Genomic DNA, 20,717 nt, shown 5'->3' on the forward strand with positions numbered 1-20,717 from the left:
GAGTAGGCTTCGCCCATGCGTGATCTTGCGACCGGCTTCGGCTATCTGGTGAAGGGGCAGCGCTGGGTGGCCCGGCACGGGCGATGGTGGGGGATAGGGATGCTGCCCGCCCTCATCACCCTCGTCGGCTACGCGGCGGCGCTCGTGGCGCTCTTCTTCTGGACCGACGACGTCATCGCGTGGGCCACCCCGTTCGCCGACGACTGGTCCTCGCCATGGCTCGGTGTCTTCCGCGGGACCCTCGCGCTCGTCTTCGCCGCCGCCTGTCTCTTCCTGGCCATCCTCACCTTCACCGCGGTCACGTTGCTGGTCGGCCAGCCCTTCTACGAGTCGCTGTCCGAGGCGGTGGACCGCTCCGAGGACGGCCACGCCCCCGAGTCAGGACTGCCGCTCTGGCGTGAGCTGTGGATCGGGCTGCGCGAGGCCATCGCCCTGGTGATCCGCGTGACGCTGTGGAGCGTGCTCTTCTTCGCACTCGGCTTCGTCCCGGTGATCGGCCAGACCGTGGTCCCCGCGCTCGCGTTCTGTGTGACCGGTTTCTTCCTCGTCGAGGAGCTGACCTCGATCGCGCTGCTGCGCCGCGGTGTGCTGCTGAAGGAGCGGCGGCGGATGCTGCGCGGCCGCCGGCTGCTCTCCCTCGGATTCGGTGTACCGCTCGCCCTGTTCTTCCTGCTGCCGCTGGTGGCGGTGATCCTGATGCCGGGCGCGGTCGCGGGGGCCACCCTGCTGGTACGCGATCTGACCGGCGAGGCCGAACCGGCCGACGACAACCCGGCCCACCCGGCGGACATGGTGGCGGGTGACCCGCCACCGCGTCCGCCGGCCTAGACCCTGTCCGGTGGTTCGTTGAGGATCAGCCCGCGCTGTCTGGTGCGGGGCCACCTCCCAGCGGCCGCCGGGGTCGGATCGCAAGGCGGAGGATCGTCCTCGTACGGGCGAGTCCGACAACGCGGCCGGGGGTACCTCCCAGCGGTAGCCGGCATCGGAGGTGGCGGTCGACCCGCCACCGCCACCGCGTCCGCCGGCCTAACCGGCCGCCACGGTCAGTACGGAGCGCACCTGGTCCGTGATGGCCACGCGCTCGCGGACGAATTCCGGATCGGTCACGTCGCCGGTCGTCGGGTCGGTGTTCCCGGGGCCGAACCGCAGTACGGGTGTGTGCAGATGGCCACCGGGCGCCTTCAGCCCGACCGCGTCCCGCAGCAGCGTCGCGCGGTAGGCGATCTCGTTGGACAGGTAGTCCCCGCCACCTCCCTCGCGCGCCGTGGAACCGGGCGTCGGCCCGTCCGGACGCACCACCGGACCGCCGCCGCCCGCCGGGATCTCGGTGACCTCGGTGTGGTCGTACACCGGGAACGGCCCGGTGTCCGCCGCCACGATCCGCCCGTACGGCAGCGTGGTGGTCGTCCACTGCGGCTGCGGCTCGGGGGTCGGCACACCGGCGGGGATGGGCACGGTCCCCGTCTCCGACACCTTGGCGTTGTCGGGATAGCCGCCCCGCCAGGCGCCGTTGGTGCGCTCCACGTCGAACCGCCCGTCCCGGCCCTGGCTCACGGTCATGAACACATCGGCCCTGCGCGGCCCGGACCGGAACGACGGCAGCAGTGTCCGCTCGACCGTGCCGGCCGCGAAGTCCGCCCAGCGCACCGGGAACACCGCGGTCTCGATCCGCGCCGGACCCCGTTCCGTACGGACCGTGGTCCCGTCCAGGGCGAGCGCCGCCGCCCCCGAGGGGTTGGACCGGCGCGGATCCGCGTCCAGCTGGAACGGATCGAAACCGGTCACCACGATCCGCCTGATCTCCTTGCCCGCGGGCAGATCGATGGAGTCCTCACCGCGCGAACCGCGCTCAAGGGTGGTGAGCAGCGCGGCCCGCCGCGCGTCGGACAGCGGGAACGCGGGCCGCCACTCGCCCAGCGCCCGCGTCATCCCCAACCGCGCCCAGTACAGCGGCCGGTCGTCCTCCCTGCTGAGGTCGCCACCGGCGGGACCGTGCCCCTGCACCCGGTCCACGGCCCGCCGCCACAACCGCCGCCCGTCGCGCGCCACCACGGTCTCCGCCTCCGCGACGGACCGCGCCCCCGCCAGCGCCCGCGCGAACTCGGGCGCCACCGTGTCGAACCCGCTGCGCCGCAGAATCTCCCGCGGCGCCTCCAGCCCCAGCCGCCCCTCCTCCACGGTCGGTCCCGCACTCAGGGGCGCGGCCGCCACCGGCCCGGCGAACACCAGGGGCGCCGCGGTGAGCAAGGCAGCCCCGAAGAGGGCCAGACGAGCGTGAATGGGTCTCATATGGAGTCCTTTCTCCCGGCCGCGCAGTCTAGGACGCCTGTACGACGCGACGCAGGAGGGCCACCGTGCCGCGGGCCGCGGGGAAGTTCACGCTTGACTTCGAGAGCGCTCGAGGTGATGGGCTGTCGTTCACCACACACCACAGCCCAGCGCAGATCTCACGGGGGCCAGCATGGACAAGAACACCTCACCCGTCACCCTCATCACCGGCGGCAGCAGCGGCATCGGGGCCGCCACCGCTCGCCGACTGCTCGACGCCGGACACCGGGTGGCCGTCACCGCGCGCGGTGAAGAGCGGTTGCGGCGGTTCGCCGGTCAAGTGGGGGACGGCGACGGGCGGTTGCTGACGTTCGCCGGGGACGCGGGGGACCACACGGACGTCCAGGGCGCCGTGGACGGCACGCTGGAGGCGTTCGGGCGGCTGGACACCGTCGTGGCGAACGCCGGGTTCGCCACACATGACACCGTCGCCGACGGCGATCCCGAGGGGTGGCGGGAGATGGTGCTGACCAACGTCCTCGGGCCCGCGCTGCTGATACGGGCCGCGCTGGGGGCGTTGAAGGAGACACAGGGCCGCATCGTGCTCGTGGGGAGCGTGGCGGGGTTCATCCATACGCCGGGAAACCTCTACGGGGCCACCAAGTGGGCCGTCACCGGGCTGGCCGAGAACACCCGGCGGGCGGTGACCGGGGACGGGGTGGGGGTGACGCTGATCGCGCCGGGCCGGGTGGAGACCGCGTTCTGGGACGGGCTGGACGGGGCCCTCGAAGGAAGGACGCTGACGGGCGATCAGGTCGCTGAATCCATCGTGTGGGCCATTCAGCAGCCCCACGGCGTGGATGTCAACAATGTGATCATCAGGCCCGTTGGGCAACCCGTGTAGGGCCTGTCTGCCGAATGGCTCGAACCACCGCGCCCGCACCGCTGATCGGTCTAAGGGACCGTGTCGGTTCCGACCCCCGTCCATGCCAGCCGGAAGTCTGCACGCAGACATCCGTGGACGAGTACGGGAAAGGTGACCCGATGAGACGAGTCATGCGAGCAGTGGCCCTGGGCGCTTCCGCGTTCTGCGCAGTGGCCTTCGGCGGGGCCGGCGTGGCCCAGGCGCAGTCGGGGCCCTCGGGCGAGGCCCTGCTCGCCTCCGCCCTGGGCGGGACGATCCAGAAGAACGACTGTGGCACCCAGTACGGCGGGGTCGACCTGGAGGCGGCTGTCGCCGGTGCGACCGGCGACACCAACGTCGGTGCCAAGTGCTCCAACCTCAGGTTCAGAGGCTCGTCGTCGCCCACGCAGGGCCGCACGGGCATGTCGCGCCCGGGGATGCCCACGCAGGGCCGCGCGGCCCTGCCGCAGGGCATGTCGATGCCGCAGGGCGTGAGCATGCCGCAGGGCGCGACGATGCCGCAGGGCACGGCCGCGCCGCAGAGTGGTGCCACGATGCCGCAGGGCATCACGATGCCCACGCAGAACCAGCAGAAGGTCATGGAGCAAGGCTGACTTTCGGCAGTGTTCCCATGCCCCGGCCCTCAGCGAGGGTCGGGGCATGCGAATGACACGACGTCAACTCCTCGGTGGAATCGCCGCCACCGGCGCCACCGTCACCCTCACCTCCGTCGCCCTCGCCTCCGGGGCCGAGGAAACCTCCGGAGGGAAGGGCCGTGCGAAGGCGGACGAGCCCCTGCGGCTCGAACTGCCCCGGCCCACCGGCCCCTACCCCGTCGGTGTCACCGAACTGCACCTCGTGGACCGGACCCGGCACGAGCCGCGCTGGACCGGGGCGGCGGAGCGGTTCCGTGAGCTGATGGCCGGGGTGTGGTACCCGGCGGCCCAGGGCGGCCACGCACCGGCCGCGCCGTATATGCGGCCCCGCGCCGCGGCCGTGTTCGGGGCGGGCGCGGCGCGGATACTCAAGCGGGAGCCGGGGGATATCGACTGGGCCGGGTTCACCACCCACGCCCGCACCGGCGCGCCGTTGGCGCCCGGCCGGACCCGCAGGCCGGTGGTGCTCTACTCCCCGGGGATGTACAACGAACGCACCCTGGACACGACGGCCGTCACCGAACTGGCCAGCCACGGCTATGTGGTGATCACCGTTGACCCCACCTACGAGGCGCACGCCGTGGAGTTCCCCGGTGGCCGGGTGGTCGAGCCCTCCCCCGGTCTCGGCGCCATCGAGCCGCCCGCGAAGCGCAACAAGGCCGCCCTGGACGTCCGCGTCGCCGATATCCGCTTCGTCCTCGACCAGGTGGTGGCGCTGGGGCACGGCCGGGCGCCCGGGAGGGTATCCCGCGCCCTTCCGCAGGGACTCGCCGCCGCCCTCGACCTTTCCCGTATCGGTATGTTCGGGCATTCGCTCGGCGGGATGACCACGGCCGAGGCGATGCGGCTGGACCGCCGGATCCGGGCCGGGGTGAATCTCGACGGGCCGCTCGGCTACGACTGGGCCGACCCCGAACAGCTGCTGCCGGTGGCCCGCACCGGTCTCGACCGGCCGTTTCTCCAGATGGGCGGATGGCTGACCACGGCCGACACCCGCGAGCCGCACACCCACCGCCACTCCCCGTCCTGGCGGGCCATGTGGCGCAACTCCACCGGCTGGAAACGTGATCTGTGGACCGAGGCCGCCGAACACAACTCGTTCACGGACTATCAGACGGTGCTGCCCGGTCTCGCCGAACGGTTCACCCTGCCGGACGGGCTACGGAACAACATGATCGGCCGGGTTGACGCCCGACGGTTCACCGCGAGCCGACGGGCCTATCTCACCGCGTTCTTCGAGCACCATCTGCGCGGCCGTGACCAGCGGTTGTTCAACGGCCCTTCGCCCCGCCACCCGGATGTGCGCTTTATCGACTGATCGGGTCGGCGACCGCCGTACGGCTCAACGGGCCGCCGTGGGGCCACCCTTTGGGCGGTGCCGGACACGCCGCCCGGCGGGTGAGGTTCCCCCAGCCAGGGGTGTGCGCCCGGTAGCTCTACAGGAATCCGCTCCCCGCACTCGGAGGGAATCCGAACCATGCGTAACTGTCATCGCGTCCTCGGCGCCATCGCCGTTCTGCTCATCTCGGCACCGGCCGCCCACGCCACGTCCGCAGGCGCCGTCGAGGGCCGCGGCGTGTCCCCTCGGACCGACGCCCTCTCCCGCCCGGCCGTGCCCCTGCCCTGGGGCGACAGCCTGACCGTCGACCGCACCGGGTACGTCAACCGGGGCGGCGACGTCACGGTGTACGGCACCTACCGCTGTGTGTACGACACGGTGGACTCCCCGCGCGCCAGCATCCTCGTCACGCTGACGCAGGGCGCCGAACGCGACACCATCGGCTCCGCACCGGCCATCTGTGACGGCCAGCAGCACCGCTGGGCCGTCAACGGCACGGGTGGCGCGTACTACGTCGGTGGCGCGGCCTACGCCGAGGCCCGCATGGTGAAGTACGGCGACCGCGGTGACTTCGTGCCGATGCCGCGGACCGTGGCCGACACCGAGCACTCGATCACGCTCGTCAACGGGATGCGCTGATCCGCGCGGGGCGGGGCGGCCGGGCACCCGGGCCGCCCCGCCTCAGCCGTCCGGCTCCCCGGAGCCCCCGTCGGCCCGCTCCCGTCGGCCCGGACGGATGGGCTATGGCGCCGAGATCCGGCGGTAGGCCATCGCGGCCAGCTGCTGCTGACCGGCCTTACTGGGGTGGAACCAGTCCCACTTGCTCAACTCCCGTGTGCTGAAACGGTAGTTGTGCACGGCCGGGTCGTAACGGCACAGCTGGTCCTGGCCGCAGACGTCCTTGAGCACCTTGTTGTAGCTCTCCACCCGCTGCGCCACCTGGTGCCGGCGGTCCATCGAGGCCGCGTCCAGGGCATCGGAGTCCTTGAGCATCGAGGGGCAGATGCCCAGCTTCCAGATCTGTTTGCCCAGGACGTTCTTCCGCCCCTCCGACCACAGCCGCTTCAGATCGGGCACGCTCGCCACGTACACCTGGGTCTTCGGCAGTTCGCGCCGCAGCCTGGTGAGGGCCGAGGTGAAGGTGGTGCGGAACTCCTCGGGCGAGGTCATCTCCGACACCGAGGCGCGGCAGGCGTCATTGGCGCCGATCATCACGGTCACCAGCTGCGGTTTACGGGCCACCGCCGCCGTGACCTGACCGGGCAGATCGTCCATCACCGCACCGGTCTTGGCGAAGTTCCAGCTGCGGGTGGAGGAGCGCAGCCGCTGGGCCAGGCTGTTCACATCGCTGCCGGTGGACCAGGACACCTCCGGGCAGTCGGAGAGCACGGAGCAGGCGTCGAAGCCACGGGTGATGGAGTCGCCCAGCGAGGCGAGGGAATCGGGGCTGGTGTTCCAGACGACCTTCGGCTTGGCGTGCGCGGACTTCCCGCCGCGGGAGGGGCCCTGCCGGGACGGGCTGTCCGAGCTGCCGAAACAGCCCGAGGCGCTGAGCACGGCGGCCGTGGTGAGCAGTGCGACACCGGTGCGCGCCGCGGTGCGCGCGGTCGGACGTACGGCGGTGCGCCCGGTCATGGACGCGGTGGTCGACCCCGTCCGGCGTGTCGCGCTGGCCCGCATGGCTTTCCCCCTCCGGCTGATGAGTGATATCTATCCGGGTCCGACGGTACGTCACTCCTCCGACTGGCCCGCGGGGTACTTTTTTCTTGTGACAGATGGGCTTCCGGCCGGTGTCGAAGGGCGCTGTGCGGTACGGGCATCTTACGCCGCGTCACATCGTGTCCCTTTTCTAGAGAATTCTGCACGATAAATTTCACTGAAGGTAATGTCGGGACTGGTGCGGAGGTGATCACTAGGGCAGAATGTCGGGTGGTGTCCCGGGCACGACCGGTACGGGCATGAGGCCGCTGGGGAAGGCGCACCTCGAACCGCACAGGAGGTCCCGGTGACGACACGTGGAGTTCTGTATGTGCACTCCGCTCCGCGCGCGCTGTGCCCGCATGTCGAATGGGCCGTCGCGGGCGTCCTCGGCGTGCGCGTCACGCTCGACTGGATCAAGCAGCCCGCCGCGCCCGGCACCTGGCGCGCCGAGTTCTCCTGGCAGGGCGAGGTCGGTACCGCCTCCAAGCTGGCGTCCGCGCTGCGCGGCTGGCATCTGCTGCGCTTCGAGGTGACCGCCGAGCCCTGCGCCACCGCCGAGGGCGAGCGCTACAGCTCCACTCCTGATCTGGGCATCTTCCACGCCGTCACCGGAATGCACGGCGACATCCTGATCCCCGAGGACCGGCTGCGCGCCGCCCTCGCCCGCTCCGCGCGCGGTGAGAGCGAGCTGCCGGGCGAGATCGCCAAACTGCTCGGCAAGCCCTGGGACGACGAGCTCGAGCCCTTCCGTTACGCGGGTGAGGGCGCCCCCGTCCGCTGGCTCCACCAGGTCGTCTGACCGCCTCGCGGCCCCGCCGTCCGCCGGACGCGCCGCTCTCCCTCGGCCCCCTGGTGCCCGCCGCGTCCTAGCGTGGCGTGATGACCGAAACACTTCCGGCACGCTCCGTCGCCCTCCTCGGCACCGGCCTCATGGGCTCCGGCATGGCCCGTAACCTCGCCCGGTCCGGACTCGACACCCGCGCGTGGAACCGCACCCGCGCCAAGGCCGAACCGCTCGCCGCCGACGGGGTGCGCGTCACCGACACCCCCGCCGAGGCCGTGGACGGCGCCGATGTGGTGCTCACCATGCTGTACGACGGCCAGGCGGCCCTGGAGACGATGCGTCAGGCCCAGGACGGCTTGCGCCCCGGCACCGTATGGGCGCAGGCCACCACCGCGGGGCTGGACGGGCTGGCGGCCCTCGTCGCGTTCGCCCGGGAGAGGGAACTCGTCCTCGTCGACTCCCCGGTGCTGGGCACCAGACAACCCGCCGAGAGCGGACAGCTCCTGGTGCTCGCCGCGGGCCCGGCCACGGCCCGTGCCGTCGTCCGGCCGGTTTTCGACGCGATCGGCAGCCGTACGGCCTGGGTCGGCGAGAGCGCGGAGGACGCCGCGGCCACCCGGCTCAAGCTGGTGATCAACAGCTGGGTGCTCAACCTCACCCATGGCGCGGCCGAGGCGCTCGCCCTGGCGAAGGGGCTGGGCGTGGATCCGCAGGGGTTCTTCGACGCCATCGCCGACGGGCCGCTGGACAACGGCTATCTGCGGGTCAAGGCGGGCCAGGTGCTCAGCGGTGACCTCGAACCCAGCTTCGCGACCAGGACCGCGGAGAAGGACGCCCGGCTGATCGTGGCGGCGGGGGAGCGCAACGGGGTACGGATGGACGTGGCCGCCGCGGGGGCCGAGCGGTTCCGGCGCGCCATCGCCCAGGGTCACGGCGACGAGGACATGGCCGCCTCGTACTTCGCCAGCTTCGACGACGACCGGGGCTGAGGCCCCCGCGGACACCGGTGGCCCGCCTCCGGCCGGAGCCGGAAGCGGGCCACCGTGAGGTGGGCCGAGTGACGTCAGACGGTGCGGAAGGCCAGCACCACGTTGTGTCCGCCGAAGCCGAACGAGTCGTTGAGCGCGGCGATGGTGCCCGCCGGAAGCGCCCGCGGCTCGCCGCGTACGACGTCCGCGTCCGCCTCCGGATCGAGGTTGTCGATGTTGATCGTCGGCGGGGCGATCCGGTGGTACAGCGCCAGCACACTGGCGACCGTCTCCACACCGCCCGCGCCGCCCAGCAGATGGCCCGTCATGGACTTGGTGGCGGACAGCGCCATATGGTCCACGTCCTGGCCGAACACCTTGCGCAGCGCCTTGATCTCGGCGACGTCGCCCTGCGGGGTCGAGGTCGCGTGCGCGTTGATGTGCGCGATCTCGGCGGGCTTCAGATCGCTGGAATCCAGCAGGTTCTGGAGCGCGTGCGCGATGCCGTTGCCGGACGGCTCCGGCTGGGTGATGTGGTGGGCGTCGGCGGAGATGCCCTGGCCGATGGCCTCCGCATAGACCCGCGCACCGCGCTGCGCGGCGTGCTCGGCCGACTCCAGGACCACCACACCGGCGCCCTCGCCGAGGACGAAGCCGTTGCGGTCGACGTCGTAGGGGCGGGAGGCGCCCTGCGGGTCGTCGTTGCTCTTGGACATCGCCATCATGTTGCCGAACGCGGCGATGGGCAGCGGGTGGATGGCCGCCTCGGTGCCGCCCGCGACGACCACATCGGCACGGCCGGTGCGGATCATCTCGATGGCGTAGCCGATGGCCTCCGCGCCCGACGCACAGGCGCTGACCGGGGTGTGGACACCGGCGCGGGCGCCGACCTCCAGACCCACATTGGCCGCCGGGCCGTTGGGCATCAGCATCGGCACGGTGTGCGGGGACACCTTGCGGACGCCCTTCTCCCGCAGCACGTCGTACTGGTCGAGGAGGGTGGTGACCCCGCCGATGCCGGAGGCGACGACCGCGCCCAGCCGGTCGGGGTCGACCGGGGCGCCCGCCGCGCCGGCGGCCGATGTCACAGTGCCCGCCCTGGCGGTGAAACCGGCGTCCGCCCATGCCTCACGGGCCGCGATCAGCGCGAACTGCGCCGAGCGGTCCAGCTTGCGGGCCTGCGGCCGGGGGATGACGGTGGCCGGGTCGACCGCGATGCTCGCGGCGATCCGGACCGGAAGCTCCGCCGCCCAGTCCTGCTCCAGGAGGCTGACGCCGGACCGGCCGGCGAGCAGGGCCTCCCAGGTCGTCGAGGCGTCGCCACCCAGCGGCGTCGTAGCACCAACACCGGTGACGACCACGGTGCGATTGGTCGAGTTCACAGGAATTCTTACTCCACGTGTAGAGGGTGCTGGACCTGCCGCCGCTTGGGTGGCGACGAGCCCTCGGGCTCAGCCCTGGTGCTTGAGGATGTACTCGACGGCGTCGCCGACGGTCTTGAGGTTCTTCACGTCGTCGTCCGGGATCTTGACGTCGAAGCGCTCTTCGGCGGCGACGACGACCTCGACCATGGACAGCGAGTCGACGTCCAGGTCGTCGGTGAAGGACTTGTCCAGCAGGACGTCCTCGGTCGGGATACCGGCGATCTCGTTGACGATCTCGGCGAGACCTTCGAGGATCTCTTCCTGGGTGGCGGCCATTGCGGCGCTCCTTCTTCGGTGTGTTGCGGTGGGTGCGCAGCGTCCGAGTCGTACGGGGCTGCGTGGATATGGACTATGGAGCCTAAGGGAGGGTAACGACCGTCGCTGCGTAGACGAGACCCGCTCCGAATCCGATGACGAGCGCGGTGTCGCCGCTTTTCGCCTGCCCCGTCGCCAACAGCCGCTCCATGGCGAGCGGAATGGAGGCGGCCGAGGTGTTGCCGGTGGTCTCCACATCACGGGCGACCGTGACATGCTCCGGCAGCTTGAGGGTTTTGATCATCGAGTCGATGATCCGCATATTGGCCTGGTGGGGGATGAAGGCGTCGAGCTCGTCCGCAGTGATCCCGGCCTCGTCCAGGGCCTGCTGGGCGACCTTGGCCATCTCGTACACGGCCCAGCGGAAGACCGCCTGGCCCTCCTGACGGAGCGCGGGGAAACGTACCTCCTCGCTGCTCCGTTCGCGGTAGACGTCCCAGGGCAGCGTCTGGCTGATGACGTCGGACTTGTCGCCCTCCGAGCCCCAGACGGTCGGGCCGATCGCGGGCTCCTTGGACGGGCCGACCACCACGGCGCCCGCGCCGTCACCGAACAGGAAGGCCGTCGCCCGGTCCGTCAGATCGGTCAGATCGGACAGCCGCTCGACACCGATGACCAGCACATGCTCGGCGGTGCCGTCGGTGACCATGCCCTTGGCGAGGGCCAGTCCGTAGCCGAAGCCCGCACAGCCCGCCGAGATGTCGAACGCGGCAGGCTTCCTGGCGCCGAGCAGATGCGCGATCTCCGTGGCGACCGCCGGGGTCTGCTTGAAGTGGGAGACCGTCGAGACGATCACGGCGCCGATCTGCTCGGGCGTCAGCCCGGCGTCGGCGATGGCCTTGCCGCCCGCCTCGACCGACATCTGGGCGACCGTCTCGTCCGGTCCGGCCCAGTGGCGGGTGGCGATGCCCGAGCGGCTGCGGATCCACTCGTCCGAGGAGTCGATGTGCTTGAGGATCTCCTCGTTCGGCACCACCCGCGTCGGACGGTAGCCGCCGACACCGAGGATGCGCGCGTACGGTGCGCCCTTACTGGGCTTGATCTTCGCGGTCATGCGTCTCGGAGCTCCTGTTCGGCCGGTGTGTCGGCGGCGGGGTCGGCATGCTCGGCGATCAGCGCGCGGGCCGCGTCGAGGTCGTCCGGAGACTTGAGGGGCACGTTCACCACGCCCGGCAGCGCGCGCTTGGCGATACCGGTCAGGGTCCCGCCCGGGGCGAGCTCGATCAGCCCGGTGACACCCAGCTGCTGGAAGGTCTCCATGCAGAGGTCCCAGCGGACCGGGTTGGACACCTGGGCGACCAGCCGCTCGATCACCTCGGCACCGGAGGTCACCACCTTGCCGTCGCGGTTGGAGACATAAGCGGTACGCGGGTCGGCGACCGGGACACCCGGGACCAGGGCCTCGAGCGTGGCGACCGCCGGGGTCATGTGGTCGGTGTGGAAGGCACCGGCCACCTTCAGGGGAACGACGCGGCGCACGCCCTCCGGCTTGTCCTCGGCCAGCGCCGCCAGCTGCTCGGCGGTGCCCGCGGCCACGATCTGCCCGGCGCCATTGACATTGGCCGGGGTCAGCCCGTGCTTCTCGAGGTGTGCGACGACCTCGTCCTGCTCACCACCCAGTATGGCCGCCATACCGGTCTCGGTGCGGCTCGCGGCCTCCGCCATGGCCAGACCGCGGCGGCGGACCAGCACCATGGCCGCCTCGTCGGTCAGCACCCCGGACAGCGCGGCGGCGGTGATCTCACCGACGCTGTGGCCCGCGGCGGCGCCCAGGCGGTGCGCCGAGGCGGCCGGGCCGGCGGGGGCGCCGGTGCCGTCGGAGAACAGGGCGTGGGCGGCGACGAGACCCGCGGCCACCAGCAGCGGCTGGGCCACCGCGGTGTCGCGGATCTCCTCCTCGTCGGCCTTGGTGCCGTAGTGGATCAGATCCAGACCGGAAACGGCCGACCACCAGGTCAGACGTTCGGTGACACCGGGGAGGTCGAGCCAGGGAGACAGGAAGCCGGGCTTTTGAGCGCCCTGGCCGGGAGCGACGAGTACGAGCACTCTCACACTCTCTCTTGTGGGTGGTCCGACTCGCCCGTGAGGACAGGGACGAAGAACCGTCAGGGGAATTGTTGGAGTCCAACAAAGGGTCAGAGCAGAAGGTCTCCATCAGCGAGGCGACCGAGGATCAGGGCTATGCGCAGCGTAAACGCCGACCTGACGTCGGAAGGTGACCATCCGGTGACGTCGGTCACACGTCGTAGCCGGTAGCGGACGGTGTTGGGGTGCACGAACAGCATCCGGGCCGCCCCCTCCAGGCTGCTGGCCTGCTCCAGGTAGACACTCAGCGTCTCCAGCAGCGCCGAGCCCGCTTCCTCGAGCGGTCTGTAGATCTCCTCCACCAACTGCTCACGGGCAGCCGGATCCCCGGCCATCGCCCGCTCCGGCAGCAGATCGTCCGCCAGCACCGGACGCGGCGCGTCCGGCCAGGCGGTGCACGCCTTGAGCCCGGCCGCGGCGGCACCCGCCGAGCGGGTCGCGGCCAGCAGGTCGGAGACGACCGGACCGGCCACCACCGGACCGGCGGCGTACGGGCCGATCAGCGCCTTCGCCGCCTGGAGCGGATTGTCCGAACCGCCCGCCACCACCACCAGACGGTCGCCGAGCACTCCGGTGAGCACCTGGAGCTTGGCGTGCCGGGCGGCCCGCCGGATCGCCTCCACGGTCAGCTCGCTGTCCCCGTCCGGGGCGGTGCCCAGCACCACACACACATGCTCGGGCGCGTTCCAGCCGAGGGCGGCCGCGCGGGACAGCGCCCCCTCGTCCGCCTCCCCCGACAGCACCGCGTTGACCACCAGGGACTCCAGCCGGGCGTCCCAGGCGCCGCGCGCCTCGGCCGCCTGCGCGTACACCTGGGCGGTGGCGAAGGCGATCTCCCGCGCGTACACCAGCAGCGCCTCGCGCAGCACCGACTCATCACCCGGAGCCGCCACATCGTCGATGGCGGACTCCATGACCTCGATGGTGGTCCGCACCATCTCCACGGTCTGCCGCAGGGTGATCGCGCGGGTCAGCTCGCGCGGAGCGGTGCCGAAGACATCGGTGCTGATCGCCTGCGGGGCCTCCGGATGCCGGAACCACTCGGTGAAGGCCGCGATACCCGCCTGTGCCACCAGCCCGATCCAGGAGCGGTTCTCGGGCGGCATCGCCCGGTACCACGGCAGCTGCTCGTCCATGCGCGCGATGGCGGCGGCAGCCAGCTTCCCGGAGGACTTCTCCAGGCGGCGCAGGGTGGCACTGTGGGGATGCGGGAGGTTCGCGGCTGGTTCAGGCACGAGGACAAGACTGCCTTATCGGGTGGCGTACGCGGGGGGCGGGGAGGCGGGGGTCGGCGGGAGGAGGGGCGCACTACCGTGGACCGCGTGATGTGGATACAACGGTCCGGTGCACGGTATCCGGGCGGGGACGGCACCGGCATCGAGACGCGCCACGCCTTTTCCTTCTCCGGGCACTACGACCCGGAGAACGTGCGCTTCGGACTGCTCGTGGCCTGCAACGAGGAGCGGATCGCGCCCGGCACGGGCTTCGCCGAGCACCCCCACCGCGATCTGGAGATCGTGACCTGGGTGGTGTCGGGCGAGCTCACCCACGAGGACTCCACCGGCGTCCGGACCGTGGTGCGCCCCGGCGATGTGCAGCGGCTCAGCGCGGGCAGTGGAGTGCGTCACACCGAACGGAACGCGGGCGCCGAACCCCTGGTCTTCGTACAGATGTGGCTGGTGCCCGGCCCCGGCGCCGCGCCCGAACCCGGGTACGAGGTGGTGCGCGGTATCGCCGACGGCACCCCGTACGCGCTGGAGCGCACCGAGGCGGTGCTGCACGTACGGCGACTGGTGGACGGCGAGCGCACCGCGCTGCCGGACGCGCCCTGGCTCTACGTCCACGGGGTGCGCGGCGCGGTGCGGATCGGCGACCGGAGCGACCGGACGCTGGGCGCGGGCGACGCGGCCCGGGTGCGGGACGCGGACGGGCTGGAGGCGCGCGCCGAGGGCCCGGCCGAGCTGCTGGTGTGGGAGATGCACACGGAGCCGGTGTACGGCTGACGCCCGCCGGGCCCCGGGCCCGCGGTGGTTGGGGTACGGGGCTCAGCCGGTGCGCAGCTCGGCGAGGACCGCGTCGGTCAGGGCGGGCCAGACCTCCACGGCCCACGGTCCGAAGGCCCGGTCGGTCAGGGCCACACAGGCTGCCCGCGCCTCGGGGTCGACCCACAGGAAGGTGCCGGACTGGCCGAAGTGCCCGAAGGTGCGGGGCGAGGAGGAACCGCCGGTCCAGTGCGGGGACTTGGCGTCGCGTATCTCGAACCCCAGCCCCCAGTCGTTGGGCCGCTGGTGGCCGTAGCCGGGCAGCACCCCGGTCAGCCCCGGGTGCACCACGGAGGTGGCCTCGGCCAGTGTCATGGGCGCGAGCAGCCGCGGCGCCTGGAGCTCGGCGGCGAAGCGCACCAGGTCGTCCACGGTGGAGACGCCGTCCTTGGCGGGGGAGCCGGGCAGATCGGTCGCGGTCATACCGAGCGGCTCCAGCACCGCCTGGCGCAGATACTCGCCGAACGGGATGTCGGTGGCCTTGGCGATGTGATCGCCCAGCACCTCGAAGCCCGCGTTGGAGTACAGCCGGCGGTCGCCGGGGGCGGCGACGGCGCGGTGCTCGTCGAAGGCGAGCCCGGAGGTGTGCGCGAGGAGGTGGCGGACGGTGGAGCCCTCGGGCCCGGCCGGTTCGTCCAGCTCGACGGCGCCCTCCTCGACGGCGACCAGTACGGCGTACGCGGCGAGCGGCTTGGTGACCGAGGCCAGCGGGAAGCGGTGGCCGGCCGGGCCGTACGATCCGGTCCGGGTGCCGTCCGCCGTGACGACGGCCGCCGCCGCCGTGGGGACCGGCCAGTTCTCGATCATCCGCAGGCTCTCCATGGCTCAGAGCCTAGTGGCCGCCGGAATCCGTCCCGCTATCCGCTTGCTTGGAGTGTGCTCTAACTTCATAGCGTTGTCCTTCGTGGCGTGGCCCCGGTGCGGCACACGCGCGCACAGCAGCGATCGGCGAGAGGGTGTTTCGGCATGACCGTCATGGAGAGCGCTCCGGCCCCGGCGAAGCCGCGGGTCTGCGAGGTGGGACACCCCTACCCCCGGCCGACCGGGCAGGACCGCTACACGATCAGCGAGGTGGCCGAGCACACCGGACTGTCCGCGCACACCCTGCGCTGGTACGAGCGGATCGGGCTGATGCCGCATGTCGACCGCACCCACACCGGTCAGCGCCGGTTCACCAACCGCGATCTGGACTGGCTGGAGCTGGTGGGCAAGTTGCGGCTGACCGGGATGCCGGTGGCGGACATGGTGCGGTACGCCGAGATGGTCCGCGCCGGGCAGGGCACCTTCCACGAGCGCGAGGCACTGCTGACCGAGCTCCGGGAGAACGTCCGGGCGCGGATCGCGGAGCTCCAGAGCTCACTCGAGGTGATCGACTACAAGATCGGCATCTACTCCGGGGCGCGGCAGCGGGCGGAGAGCGCCTGACCCAGGCCACCGGGGCGAGTGGTTCAGCCGCGGAGGGCGGTCAGCGCCACCGTCACGCACAGCACGGCGAACGCGACGGCGGCCCGGCCCAGGACGGCCCGGCTCATCGGCGCCGGATCCTCCGGTGGTGCGGGGCGTTCCCGGCGGTCCAGGGCGAAGAGACCGGCGCACAGCACCGCGAGCGCCGACGGCCGGGGGTCATAGGAGGCCATGGCGGCAGTCCTGGGTCTGTTCGTCGTGCTCCGCGCACCGGACCCCGTCGAACCGGCCGAGGGCGATCCGGGCGAAGTTGCGCAGCGAGTCCGTACCGGGGGCGAAGTAGCCGGTGTGGCCGTGGGCGCGGTCGGCGGAGACGACCCGGGCGCCGAAGGACCGGTCGGTCGGGTCCTCGCCGTGGCCGAGGCCGAGGAACGCGTAGCCCGTCACCCGCCGTATCCAGTCGGTGCTGTCCCGCGCCGCCCACACCCGGGCGGCGGTGCCCAGCCCCGCGGCGCTGTCGGCGCGCATCCCCGGGCTGCCCAGGACCACCAGGTCCGAGACCCGGGCGCGGTCCATCGTGGAGGCGGCGACCCCGCACAGCACCGAGCCGTAGCTGTGGCAGAAGACCGCGGGCGGCGCCTCCGCGGTGGCCGAGGTGGTCACCGCCAGCCCCGCCAGGAAGCGGTCCAGGCGCGGTGCCCCCGCGTCGGCCAGCCTGCTGGTGGCGGCGTCCGGGCCGAGCCCGACCGGGGTGGTGTAGCCGACCCACGCCACCACGGCGGTCGGGGTGCCGGGCGCCTCCCGGGCCATCCGCGCCCGCAGCGACCGCGCCATGCCGACGGGCGTGCCGTACCGGTCGTGGTCGCGGTCGAAGGCGGTCAGATCGATATCGGAGCCGGGCACCACGACGGCCGTGCGGTGCGCCGTCGCCAGATCCCCGAAGACCTCGGCCACCTGGCCGCGGCCGCGCGGATCGAAGGCGAGGATCTGCCGGCCGGGGGAGAGCAGCGAGGTGTAGCGCTCGACGAGCGGGCTGTGCGGATCGGCGGCGCGCTCCTTGTCGCGCGCGGCCCGGATGGCACGGGCGTTGGCCTCGTAGCGCAGGGCGAGGGGCGCACCGTCGAGGTTGCCCACCACCTGCGGATGGCGGATGGCCAGGGCCCGCCGCTGGACGTCGCCGAGCCCGGCGAAGAAGCGGGCGATATGGGCCGGGGAGGCGGTGGCCGGATCGGGCAGCTCCCGTCCGGGGCCCGGCAGCGAGTGGTCGGCGAGCCAGCCGGAGGTACCGGGCGGCGGTCCGGTGATCGGCTGCTCCTCGTGGGCGACGGTCCACCCGGCCGTCCCGGCCATGACGGTGACGGTGAGCGCGGCCGTGATCAGACGGCGGGCGTAGTGCCGTGGTCGATGCGTCTGGGACATGGCCGCGGGTTCCCTCTTCCGTTTCGGTGGCGAGGGAAACGTAAGGAGCCGGTGGCTGGCGGGGCGTCACACCGCGGTGCCAAGTCGGGGGTGATACCGGGGTAGGGGGTGAGCCGCCCGACGAACGGGGTCACACCCCCCGGTCGGCGGGGGCACCGTACGACCGGCCACGGCCCGCTGCCGGTGGCTACTGTCCGCCGGGCGACACCAGCCCCGACTCATAGGCGAAGATCACCGCTTGGGCCCGGTCGCGGAGTTCCAGCTTGGCCAGCACCCGGCCGATATGGGTTTTCACCGTCTGCTCGGCCAGCACCAGCGATTCGGCTATCTCCTGGTTGGACAGCCCGCGCGCGATCAGCTCCAGCACCTCCGTCTCCCGCGGGGTCAGCGCGCCGCGGCGCAGCGCCAGGGTGTCCTTACGGCGGTTCGCCGGGCGCTGACGGGCGAAGTCGGCGATCAGACGCCGGGTGACCGAGGGCGCGAGCAGCGCCTCGCCCGCCGCCACCACCCGTACCGCGGAGATCAGATCGGCGGGCGGGGCGTCCTTGAGCAGAAAGCCGCTGGCTCCGGCGCGCAGCGCCTCGTAGACGTAGTCGTCCACATCGAAGGTGGTGAGCATCAGCACCTTGGGGCGGTGGGTGACCCCGCGCGGCGGATCGAGCAGTTGGCGGGCGGCCTCCAGACCGTCCATCTCCGGCATCCGGACGTCCATCAGCACCACATCGGGGTGGGTGTGCCTGCTGACCTCCACACCCTGCCGTCCGTCGGGCGCCTCACCGACGACGTCGATGTCGGACTGCGCGGCGAGCAGCGCGGCGAACCCCGCCCGCACCATCGCCTGGTCGTCGACGATGATCACCTTGATGGTCATGTGTCCGTCTCTTCGGGGGCTACGAGGGTTCTTCGGAAGCTATGAGGCTTCGTCGAGGTCTATCAGGGGCAGCCGGGCCGCGACCCGGAAACCGCCCTCCGGCAGCGGGCCGGTGTCGAGCATCCCGCCCACCAGCCGGACCCGCTCCACCATGCCGACCAGGCCATGACCGGTACCGGTGGTCTCCAGGGGGGTGGTGGGCACACCGGTCGGCGGCCCGTTGACGACCAGAACGGTGAGTGCCGCCGGATCACCGGCGGCCGAGACCGAGACCCGGGTGGCGGCGCCGGGCGCGTGCCGCACCACGTTCGCCAGCGCCTCCTGCACGATCCGGTACGCCGACAGCTCCACCGCCTGCGGCAGCGGGCCGAGCGCGGCGACGGCGTCCGCGATGGTCAGCTCGGTCGGTATGCCCGCCCGTACGGTGGCCTCGATCAGCTGGTGCACCTGGTCCAGCCCCGGCTGCGGCGCCCGCTCACCACGGGTCTCCTCGCTGCGCAGTACGCCCAGCAGCCGCCGCATCTCGGCGAGGGACTCCCGGGCGGTGGCGGCGATGGAGCCGAACTCCCGCTCCGCGTCGGGCGGGAGGCCGTCGATCCGGTAGGGCGCGCTGTCCGCCTGCACGGTGATCACGGACATATGGTGGGCGACCACATCGTGGAGTTCGCGGGCGATCCTGGTGCGCTCCTCCAGCAGGGTGCGGTGGGCACGTTCGGCCTCGCTGATGGTCTTCTGCTCGGCCAGCCGCCGCTGGACGTCGCCGCGTTCCCGCAGCGCGCCGCCGATCAGCAGCACCACACCGCTGAGCACGAACAGCAGCACCCCGGAGTTGTCGGACCGGCTGGTGACGCCGGTGCCGAGGGCGAGTCCGGCGCCGCCGGTGACCAGCCACACCGCCACCAGCGCGGGCCGTGGTTCCCGCAGCGCGAGGGCCAGCATCAGGAAGAGATAGGTCACGATCCCGGCGGGCAGCCAGGGCCAGATGCGGTTCTCCATACCGGGGTTGAGCACCATCACCGCACCGAGCACATTGGCGAGGATGGCGATCCACCACGCCTGGAGGGGGCGGGTGACGGCCAACAGCAGCGGGGTGGTCTGGGCGACGGCGATCAGAGTGGCGGTCTCGCCGCTCTCCCCGTAGTCGCTGAGGGCCTGGGCGGAGGACGGGACCAGGATCGCGGTGAGCACCATCGCCACCCCGTACGGCATCCTGCGCAGCCAGCGCCGGGGCGACTGGGAGAACAGCGGGGTGGCCGGATAGCTGGGTGTCACCAGGGCCCGGAGCAGGCCGCCCACCTGCCGCCGGGCGGCCGCGAGAAGGCCCTCATGCGCGGTGGAGGGGGCGCTGCTGGAAGGGACGCCGGCGGAGGGGGCGTTGGCGGAAGAAGTGCTGGACATGGCGGATTCAGCGTAGGGTTCGCGGCGCACCGGCACGTCATACCTGGGAGTCGGATGCGGGTCATACCTGGGTATCGGTGCGGTGGCGGTGGCAGTGGCAGTGGCGGTGGCGGTGGCGGAGCGGTGGCCCCTCGCCACGTACTACAGCTCCGCCAGCAGCTCGGCCTTCTTCGCGCTGAACTCCTCGTCCGTCAGCAGCCCCTGGGTGTGCAGTTCGCCGAGGTGGCGGATGCGCTCGGCGATATCGGCGGGGTCGCGGCGGGGGGCCGTGGGGCAGGCCGACGCGGGGGCGCTCTCGGCGCCCTGCGCCGGGTTTCCGGCGCGTACGGCCTCCAGTACGGCGGCGGCGAACGGCAGCGACTGGTGGACAAGGCCGTAGCCCATCCCGAACACCACGGCGGCGGGGTCGTGGTCGGCCCGGCCCGCGGGGCGGTCCTCGGTGGCGCGCTCGATCAGCCGCAGATGGCCGTTGCCGTTCTTGGCGGCGCCCTCTTTGGGCGCGGCGCCGCCGGAGCCCTTGCTCTCCGGTGAACACCACTCCACACCGCTCAGATCGTCGATCCGGAAGCGCTGGTCCCCGGCCTTCCACTTGGCCGAGGAGGCACCGGTCCAGAACCAGCGGAAGGAGACCTCCTTGCCGTCGAAGGACGCCTTGCCGTCGTACGCCTTGAAGGACAACGGGGCCGCGGGGGCGGTGACCAGATGGGTTTCGGCGGGGGTGTCGGCGTCGGGGGCGAGCCCGCCGCGTATCTCCTCCGCGTAGTACTCGGCCAGCTTCTCCCGCTCGGCGGGCAGCACCAGCCGGTACGGGTCGTACGCCTCCTTGAGCTGGCCGTCCGCGACGTCCATCAGGGGGTCGGCACCGGGTCTGGGCATGGCGCGGAGCACGACGGTGCCTCGTTTGCCGGGAGCGAGCTCCACCGCGGACAGCGCCTCGAAGGGAACGCGGCGTTCGCCGAGCGCCTGGAGCAGCTTCGGCGTGCGGATCCCCCGTTCGAAGCGGATGAGCACGGAGTCGGTGTCGAACTCCCAGACGGTCTGAAAACCGGCCAGCACATCACCCATGCGGCTCATCGTATGCGGCGGTGGCCCGCCCGTCCCCCCTTGAGCGCTACGCGCGTCGCGTGTGTGGTGTGCGG

General features: G+C 71.9%; 22 protein-coding genes. 9 read left to right on the top strand and 13 right to left on the bottom strand.

Going from position 1 to position 20,717, the window contains the following annotated elements:
* Nucleotides 1-15 precede the first annotated feature (15 nt).
* The gene (locus tag AB0C66_RS07665) at nucleotides 16-828 is read left to right on the top strand and encodes an EI24 domain-containing protein (RefSeq protein WP_362434176.1); all 813 of its coding nucleotides are present in this window, start codon (nucleotides 16-18) and stop codon (nucleotides 826-828) included.
* A 198-nt stretch (nucleotides 829-1,026) separates the two neighbouring features.
* On the opposite strand, the gene AB0C66_RS07670 is transcribed toward AB0C66_RS07665, so the two are convergent.
* Entirely contained in the window at nucleotides 1,027-2,289 is a 1,263-nt protein-coding gene (locus AB0C66_RS07670) for a pyroglutamyl peptidase (RefSeq protein WP_362434179.1), read from the bottom strand.
* A 172-nt stretch (nucleotides 2,290-2,461) separates the two neighbouring features.
* Here AB0C66_RS07670 and AB0C66_RS07675 point away from each other — a divergent pair, with 172 nt between their 5' ends.
* The 4 genes from AB0C66_RS07675 to AB0C66_RS07690 all read left to right on the top strand — a co-directional run bounded on the left by AB0C66_RS07675 (nucleotide 2,462) and on the right by AB0C66_RS07690 (nucleotide 5,806).
* A complete protein-coding gene (locus AB0C66_RS07675; RefSeq protein WP_362434182.1) occupies nucleotides 2,462-3,172 on the top strand; it encodes an SDR family oxidoreductase in 711 nt (236 codons plus the stop codon).
* Between the two features lie 140 nt (nucleotides 3,173-3,312).
* Entirely contained in the window at nucleotides 3,313-3,786 is a 474-nt protein-coding gene (locus tag AB0C66_RS07680) for a hypothetical protein (protein ID WP_362434184.1), read from the top strand.
* Between the two features lie 46 nt (nucleotides 3,787-3,832).
* Entirely contained in the window at nucleotides 3,833-5,146 is a 1,314-nt protein-coding gene (locus tag AB0C66_RS07685; RefSeq protein ID WP_362434186.1) for a lipase, read from the top strand.
* 159 nt (nucleotides 5,147-5,305) lie between these two features.
* Nucleotides 5,306-5,806 carry a DUF6299 family protein gene (locus AB0C66_RS07690; protein WP_362434189.1) on the top strand — a complete coding sequence of 167 codons (501 nt, stop codon included), beginning with the start codon at nucleotides 5,306-5,308 and terminating at the stop codon, nucleotides 5,804-5,806.
* Nucleotides 5,807-5,908: 102 nt separating this feature from the next.
* Here the strand turns inward: AB0C66_RS07690 and AB0C66_RS07695 are convergent, their stop codons facing one another.
* Nucleotides 5,909-6,802 (bottom strand): SGNH/GDSL hydrolase family protein, encoded by an 894-nt coding sequence (locus tag AB0C66_RS07695; protein WP_362434192.1) that lies wholly within the window; start codon nucleotides 6,800-6,802, stop codon nucleotides 5,909-5,911.
* 370 nt (nucleotides 6,803-7,172) lie between these two features.
* Here AB0C66_RS07695 and AB0C66_RS07700 point away from each other — a divergent pair, with 370 nt between their 5' ends.
* Together AB0C66_RS07700 and AB0C66_RS07705 are read left to right on the top strand one after the other, a co-directional pair.
* Nucleotides 7,173-7,667, top strand: a complete 495-nt coding sequence (locus tag AB0C66_RS07700) for a DUF3145 domain-containing protein (RefSeq protein WP_362434194.1) — start codon at nucleotides 7,173-7,175, stop codon at nucleotides 7,665-7,667.
* Between the two features lie 80 nt (nucleotides 7,668-7,747).
* Entirely contained in the window at nucleotides 7,748-8,641 is an 894-nt protein-coding gene (locus tag AB0C66_RS07705; protein WP_362434197.1) for an NAD(P)-dependent oxidoreductase, read from the top strand.
* Between the two features lie 74 nt (nucleotides 8,642-8,715).
* Here AB0C66_RS07705 and fabF read toward each other — a convergent pair whose 3' ends face one another.
* The 5 genes from fabF to AB0C66_RS07730 form a co-directional block, all read right to left on the bottom strand.
* Nucleotides 8,716-10,002 (bottom strand): beta-ketoacyl-ACP synthase II, encoded by a 1,287-nt coding sequence (fabF, locus tag AB0C66_RS07710; RefSeq protein WP_362434199.1) that lies wholly within the window; start codon nucleotides 10,000-10,002, stop codon nucleotides 8,716-8,718.
* 69 nt (nucleotides 10,003-10,071) lie between these two features.
* The gene (locus AB0C66_RS07715) at nucleotides 10,072-10,320 is read right to left on the bottom strand and encodes an acyl carrier protein (RefSeq protein WP_014060365.1); all 249 of its coding nucleotides are present in this window, start codon (nucleotides 10,318-10,320) and stop codon (nucleotides 10,072-10,074) included.
* A gap of 82 nt (nucleotides 10,321-10,402) precedes the next feature.
* Nucleotides 10,403-11,413 carry a ketoacyl-ACP synthase III gene (locus AB0C66_RS07720; protein WP_362434202.1) on the bottom strand — a complete coding sequence of 337 codons (1,011 nt, stop codon included), beginning with the start codon at nucleotides 11,411-11,413 and terminating at the stop codon, nucleotides 10,403-10,405.
* Nucleotides 11,410-12,405 carry an ACP S-malonyltransferase gene (locus AB0C66_RS07725; protein WP_362435569.1) on the bottom strand — a complete coding sequence of 332 codons (996 nt, stop codon included), beginning with the start codon at nucleotides 12,403-12,405 and terminating at the stop codon, nucleotides 11,410-11,412. The genes AB0C66_RS07720 and AB0C66_RS07725 overlap by 4 nt, the downstream gene beginning before the upstream one ends.
* Before the next feature lie 89 nt (nucleotides 12,406-12,494).
* On the bottom strand, nucleotides 12,495-13,679 hold the full coding sequence (locus AB0C66_RS07730) for a helix-turn-helix domain-containing protein (RefSeq protein ID WP_362434204.1): 1,185 nt from the start codon (nucleotides 13,677-13,679) through the stop codon (nucleotides 12,495-12,497).
* Nucleotides 13,680-13,769: 90 nt separating this feature from the next.
* Between AB0C66_RS07730 and AB0C66_RS07735 the strand changes: the two genes are divergently transcribed.
* Nucleotides 13,770-14,447 (top strand): pirin family protein, encoded by a 678-nt coding sequence (locus AB0C66_RS07735; protein ID WP_362435572.1) that lies wholly within the window; start codon nucleotides 13,770-13,772, stop codon nucleotides 14,445-14,447.
* Between the two features lie 42 nt (nucleotides 14,448-14,489).
* Here AB0C66_RS07735 and AB0C66_RS07740 read toward each other — a convergent pair whose 3' ends face one another.
* On the bottom strand, nucleotides 14,490-15,308 hold the full coding sequence (locus tag AB0C66_RS07740; RefSeq protein ID WP_362434205.1) for a serine hydrolase domain-containing protein: 819 nt from the start codon (nucleotides 15,306-15,308) through the stop codon (nucleotides 14,490-14,492).
* Nucleotides 15,309-15,461: 153 nt separating this feature from the next.
* Here AB0C66_RS07740 and AB0C66_RS07745 point away from each other — a divergent pair, with 153 nt between their 5' ends.
* Nucleotides 15,462-15,911, top strand: a complete 450-nt coding sequence (locus tag AB0C66_RS07745; RefSeq protein WP_362435575.1) for a MerR family transcriptional regulator — start codon at nucleotides 15,462-15,464, stop codon at nucleotides 15,909-15,911.
* Nucleotides 15,912-15,934: 23 nt separating this feature from the next.
* Here AB0C66_RS07745 and AB0C66_RS07750 read toward each other — a convergent pair whose 3' ends face one another.
* From AB0C66_RS07750 to AB0C66_RS07770, 5 genes are all read right to left on the bottom strand, one after another.
* Nucleotides 15,935-16,123, bottom strand: coding sequence for a hypothetical protein (locus tag AB0C66_RS07750; protein ID WP_362434207.1), 189 nt, complete (start codon nucleotides 16,121-16,123; stop codon nucleotides 15,935-15,937).
* Entirely contained in the window at nucleotides 16,110-17,309 is a 1,200-nt protein-coding gene (locus AB0C66_RS07755; RefSeq protein WP_362434209.1) for an alpha/beta hydrolase, read from the bottom strand. Before AB0C66_RS07755 ends, AB0C66_RS07750 begins: the two co-directional genes overlap by 14 nt.
* Nucleotides 17,310-17,496: 187 nt before the next feature.
* Complete coding sequence (locus AB0C66_RS07760) at nucleotides 17,497-18,180, bottom strand: response regulator transcription factor (protein WP_362434212.1); 684 nt, start codon at nucleotides 18,178-18,180, stop codon at nucleotides 17,497-17,499.
* A gap of 39 nt (nucleotides 18,181-18,219) precedes the next feature.
* On the bottom strand, nucleotides 18,220-19,578 hold the full coding sequence (locus AB0C66_RS07765; RefSeq protein ID WP_362434214.1) for a sensor histidine kinase: 1,359 nt from the start codon (nucleotides 19,576-19,578) through the stop codon (nucleotides 18,220-18,222).
* A 141-nt stretch (nucleotides 19,579-19,719) separates the two neighbouring features.
* Complete coding sequence (locus tag AB0C66_RS07770) at nucleotides 19,720-20,643, bottom strand: DUF4429 domain-containing protein (protein WP_362434217.1); 924 nt, start codon at nucleotides 20,641-20,643, stop codon at nucleotides 19,720-19,722.
* Nucleotides 20,644-20,717: the final 74 nt, after the last annotated feature.

Source organism: Streptomyces sp. NPDC048636 (assembly GCF_040650655.1).
Classification (GTDB): domain Bacteria; phylum Actinomycetota; class Actinomycetes; order Streptomycetales; family Streptomycetaceae; genus Streptomyces.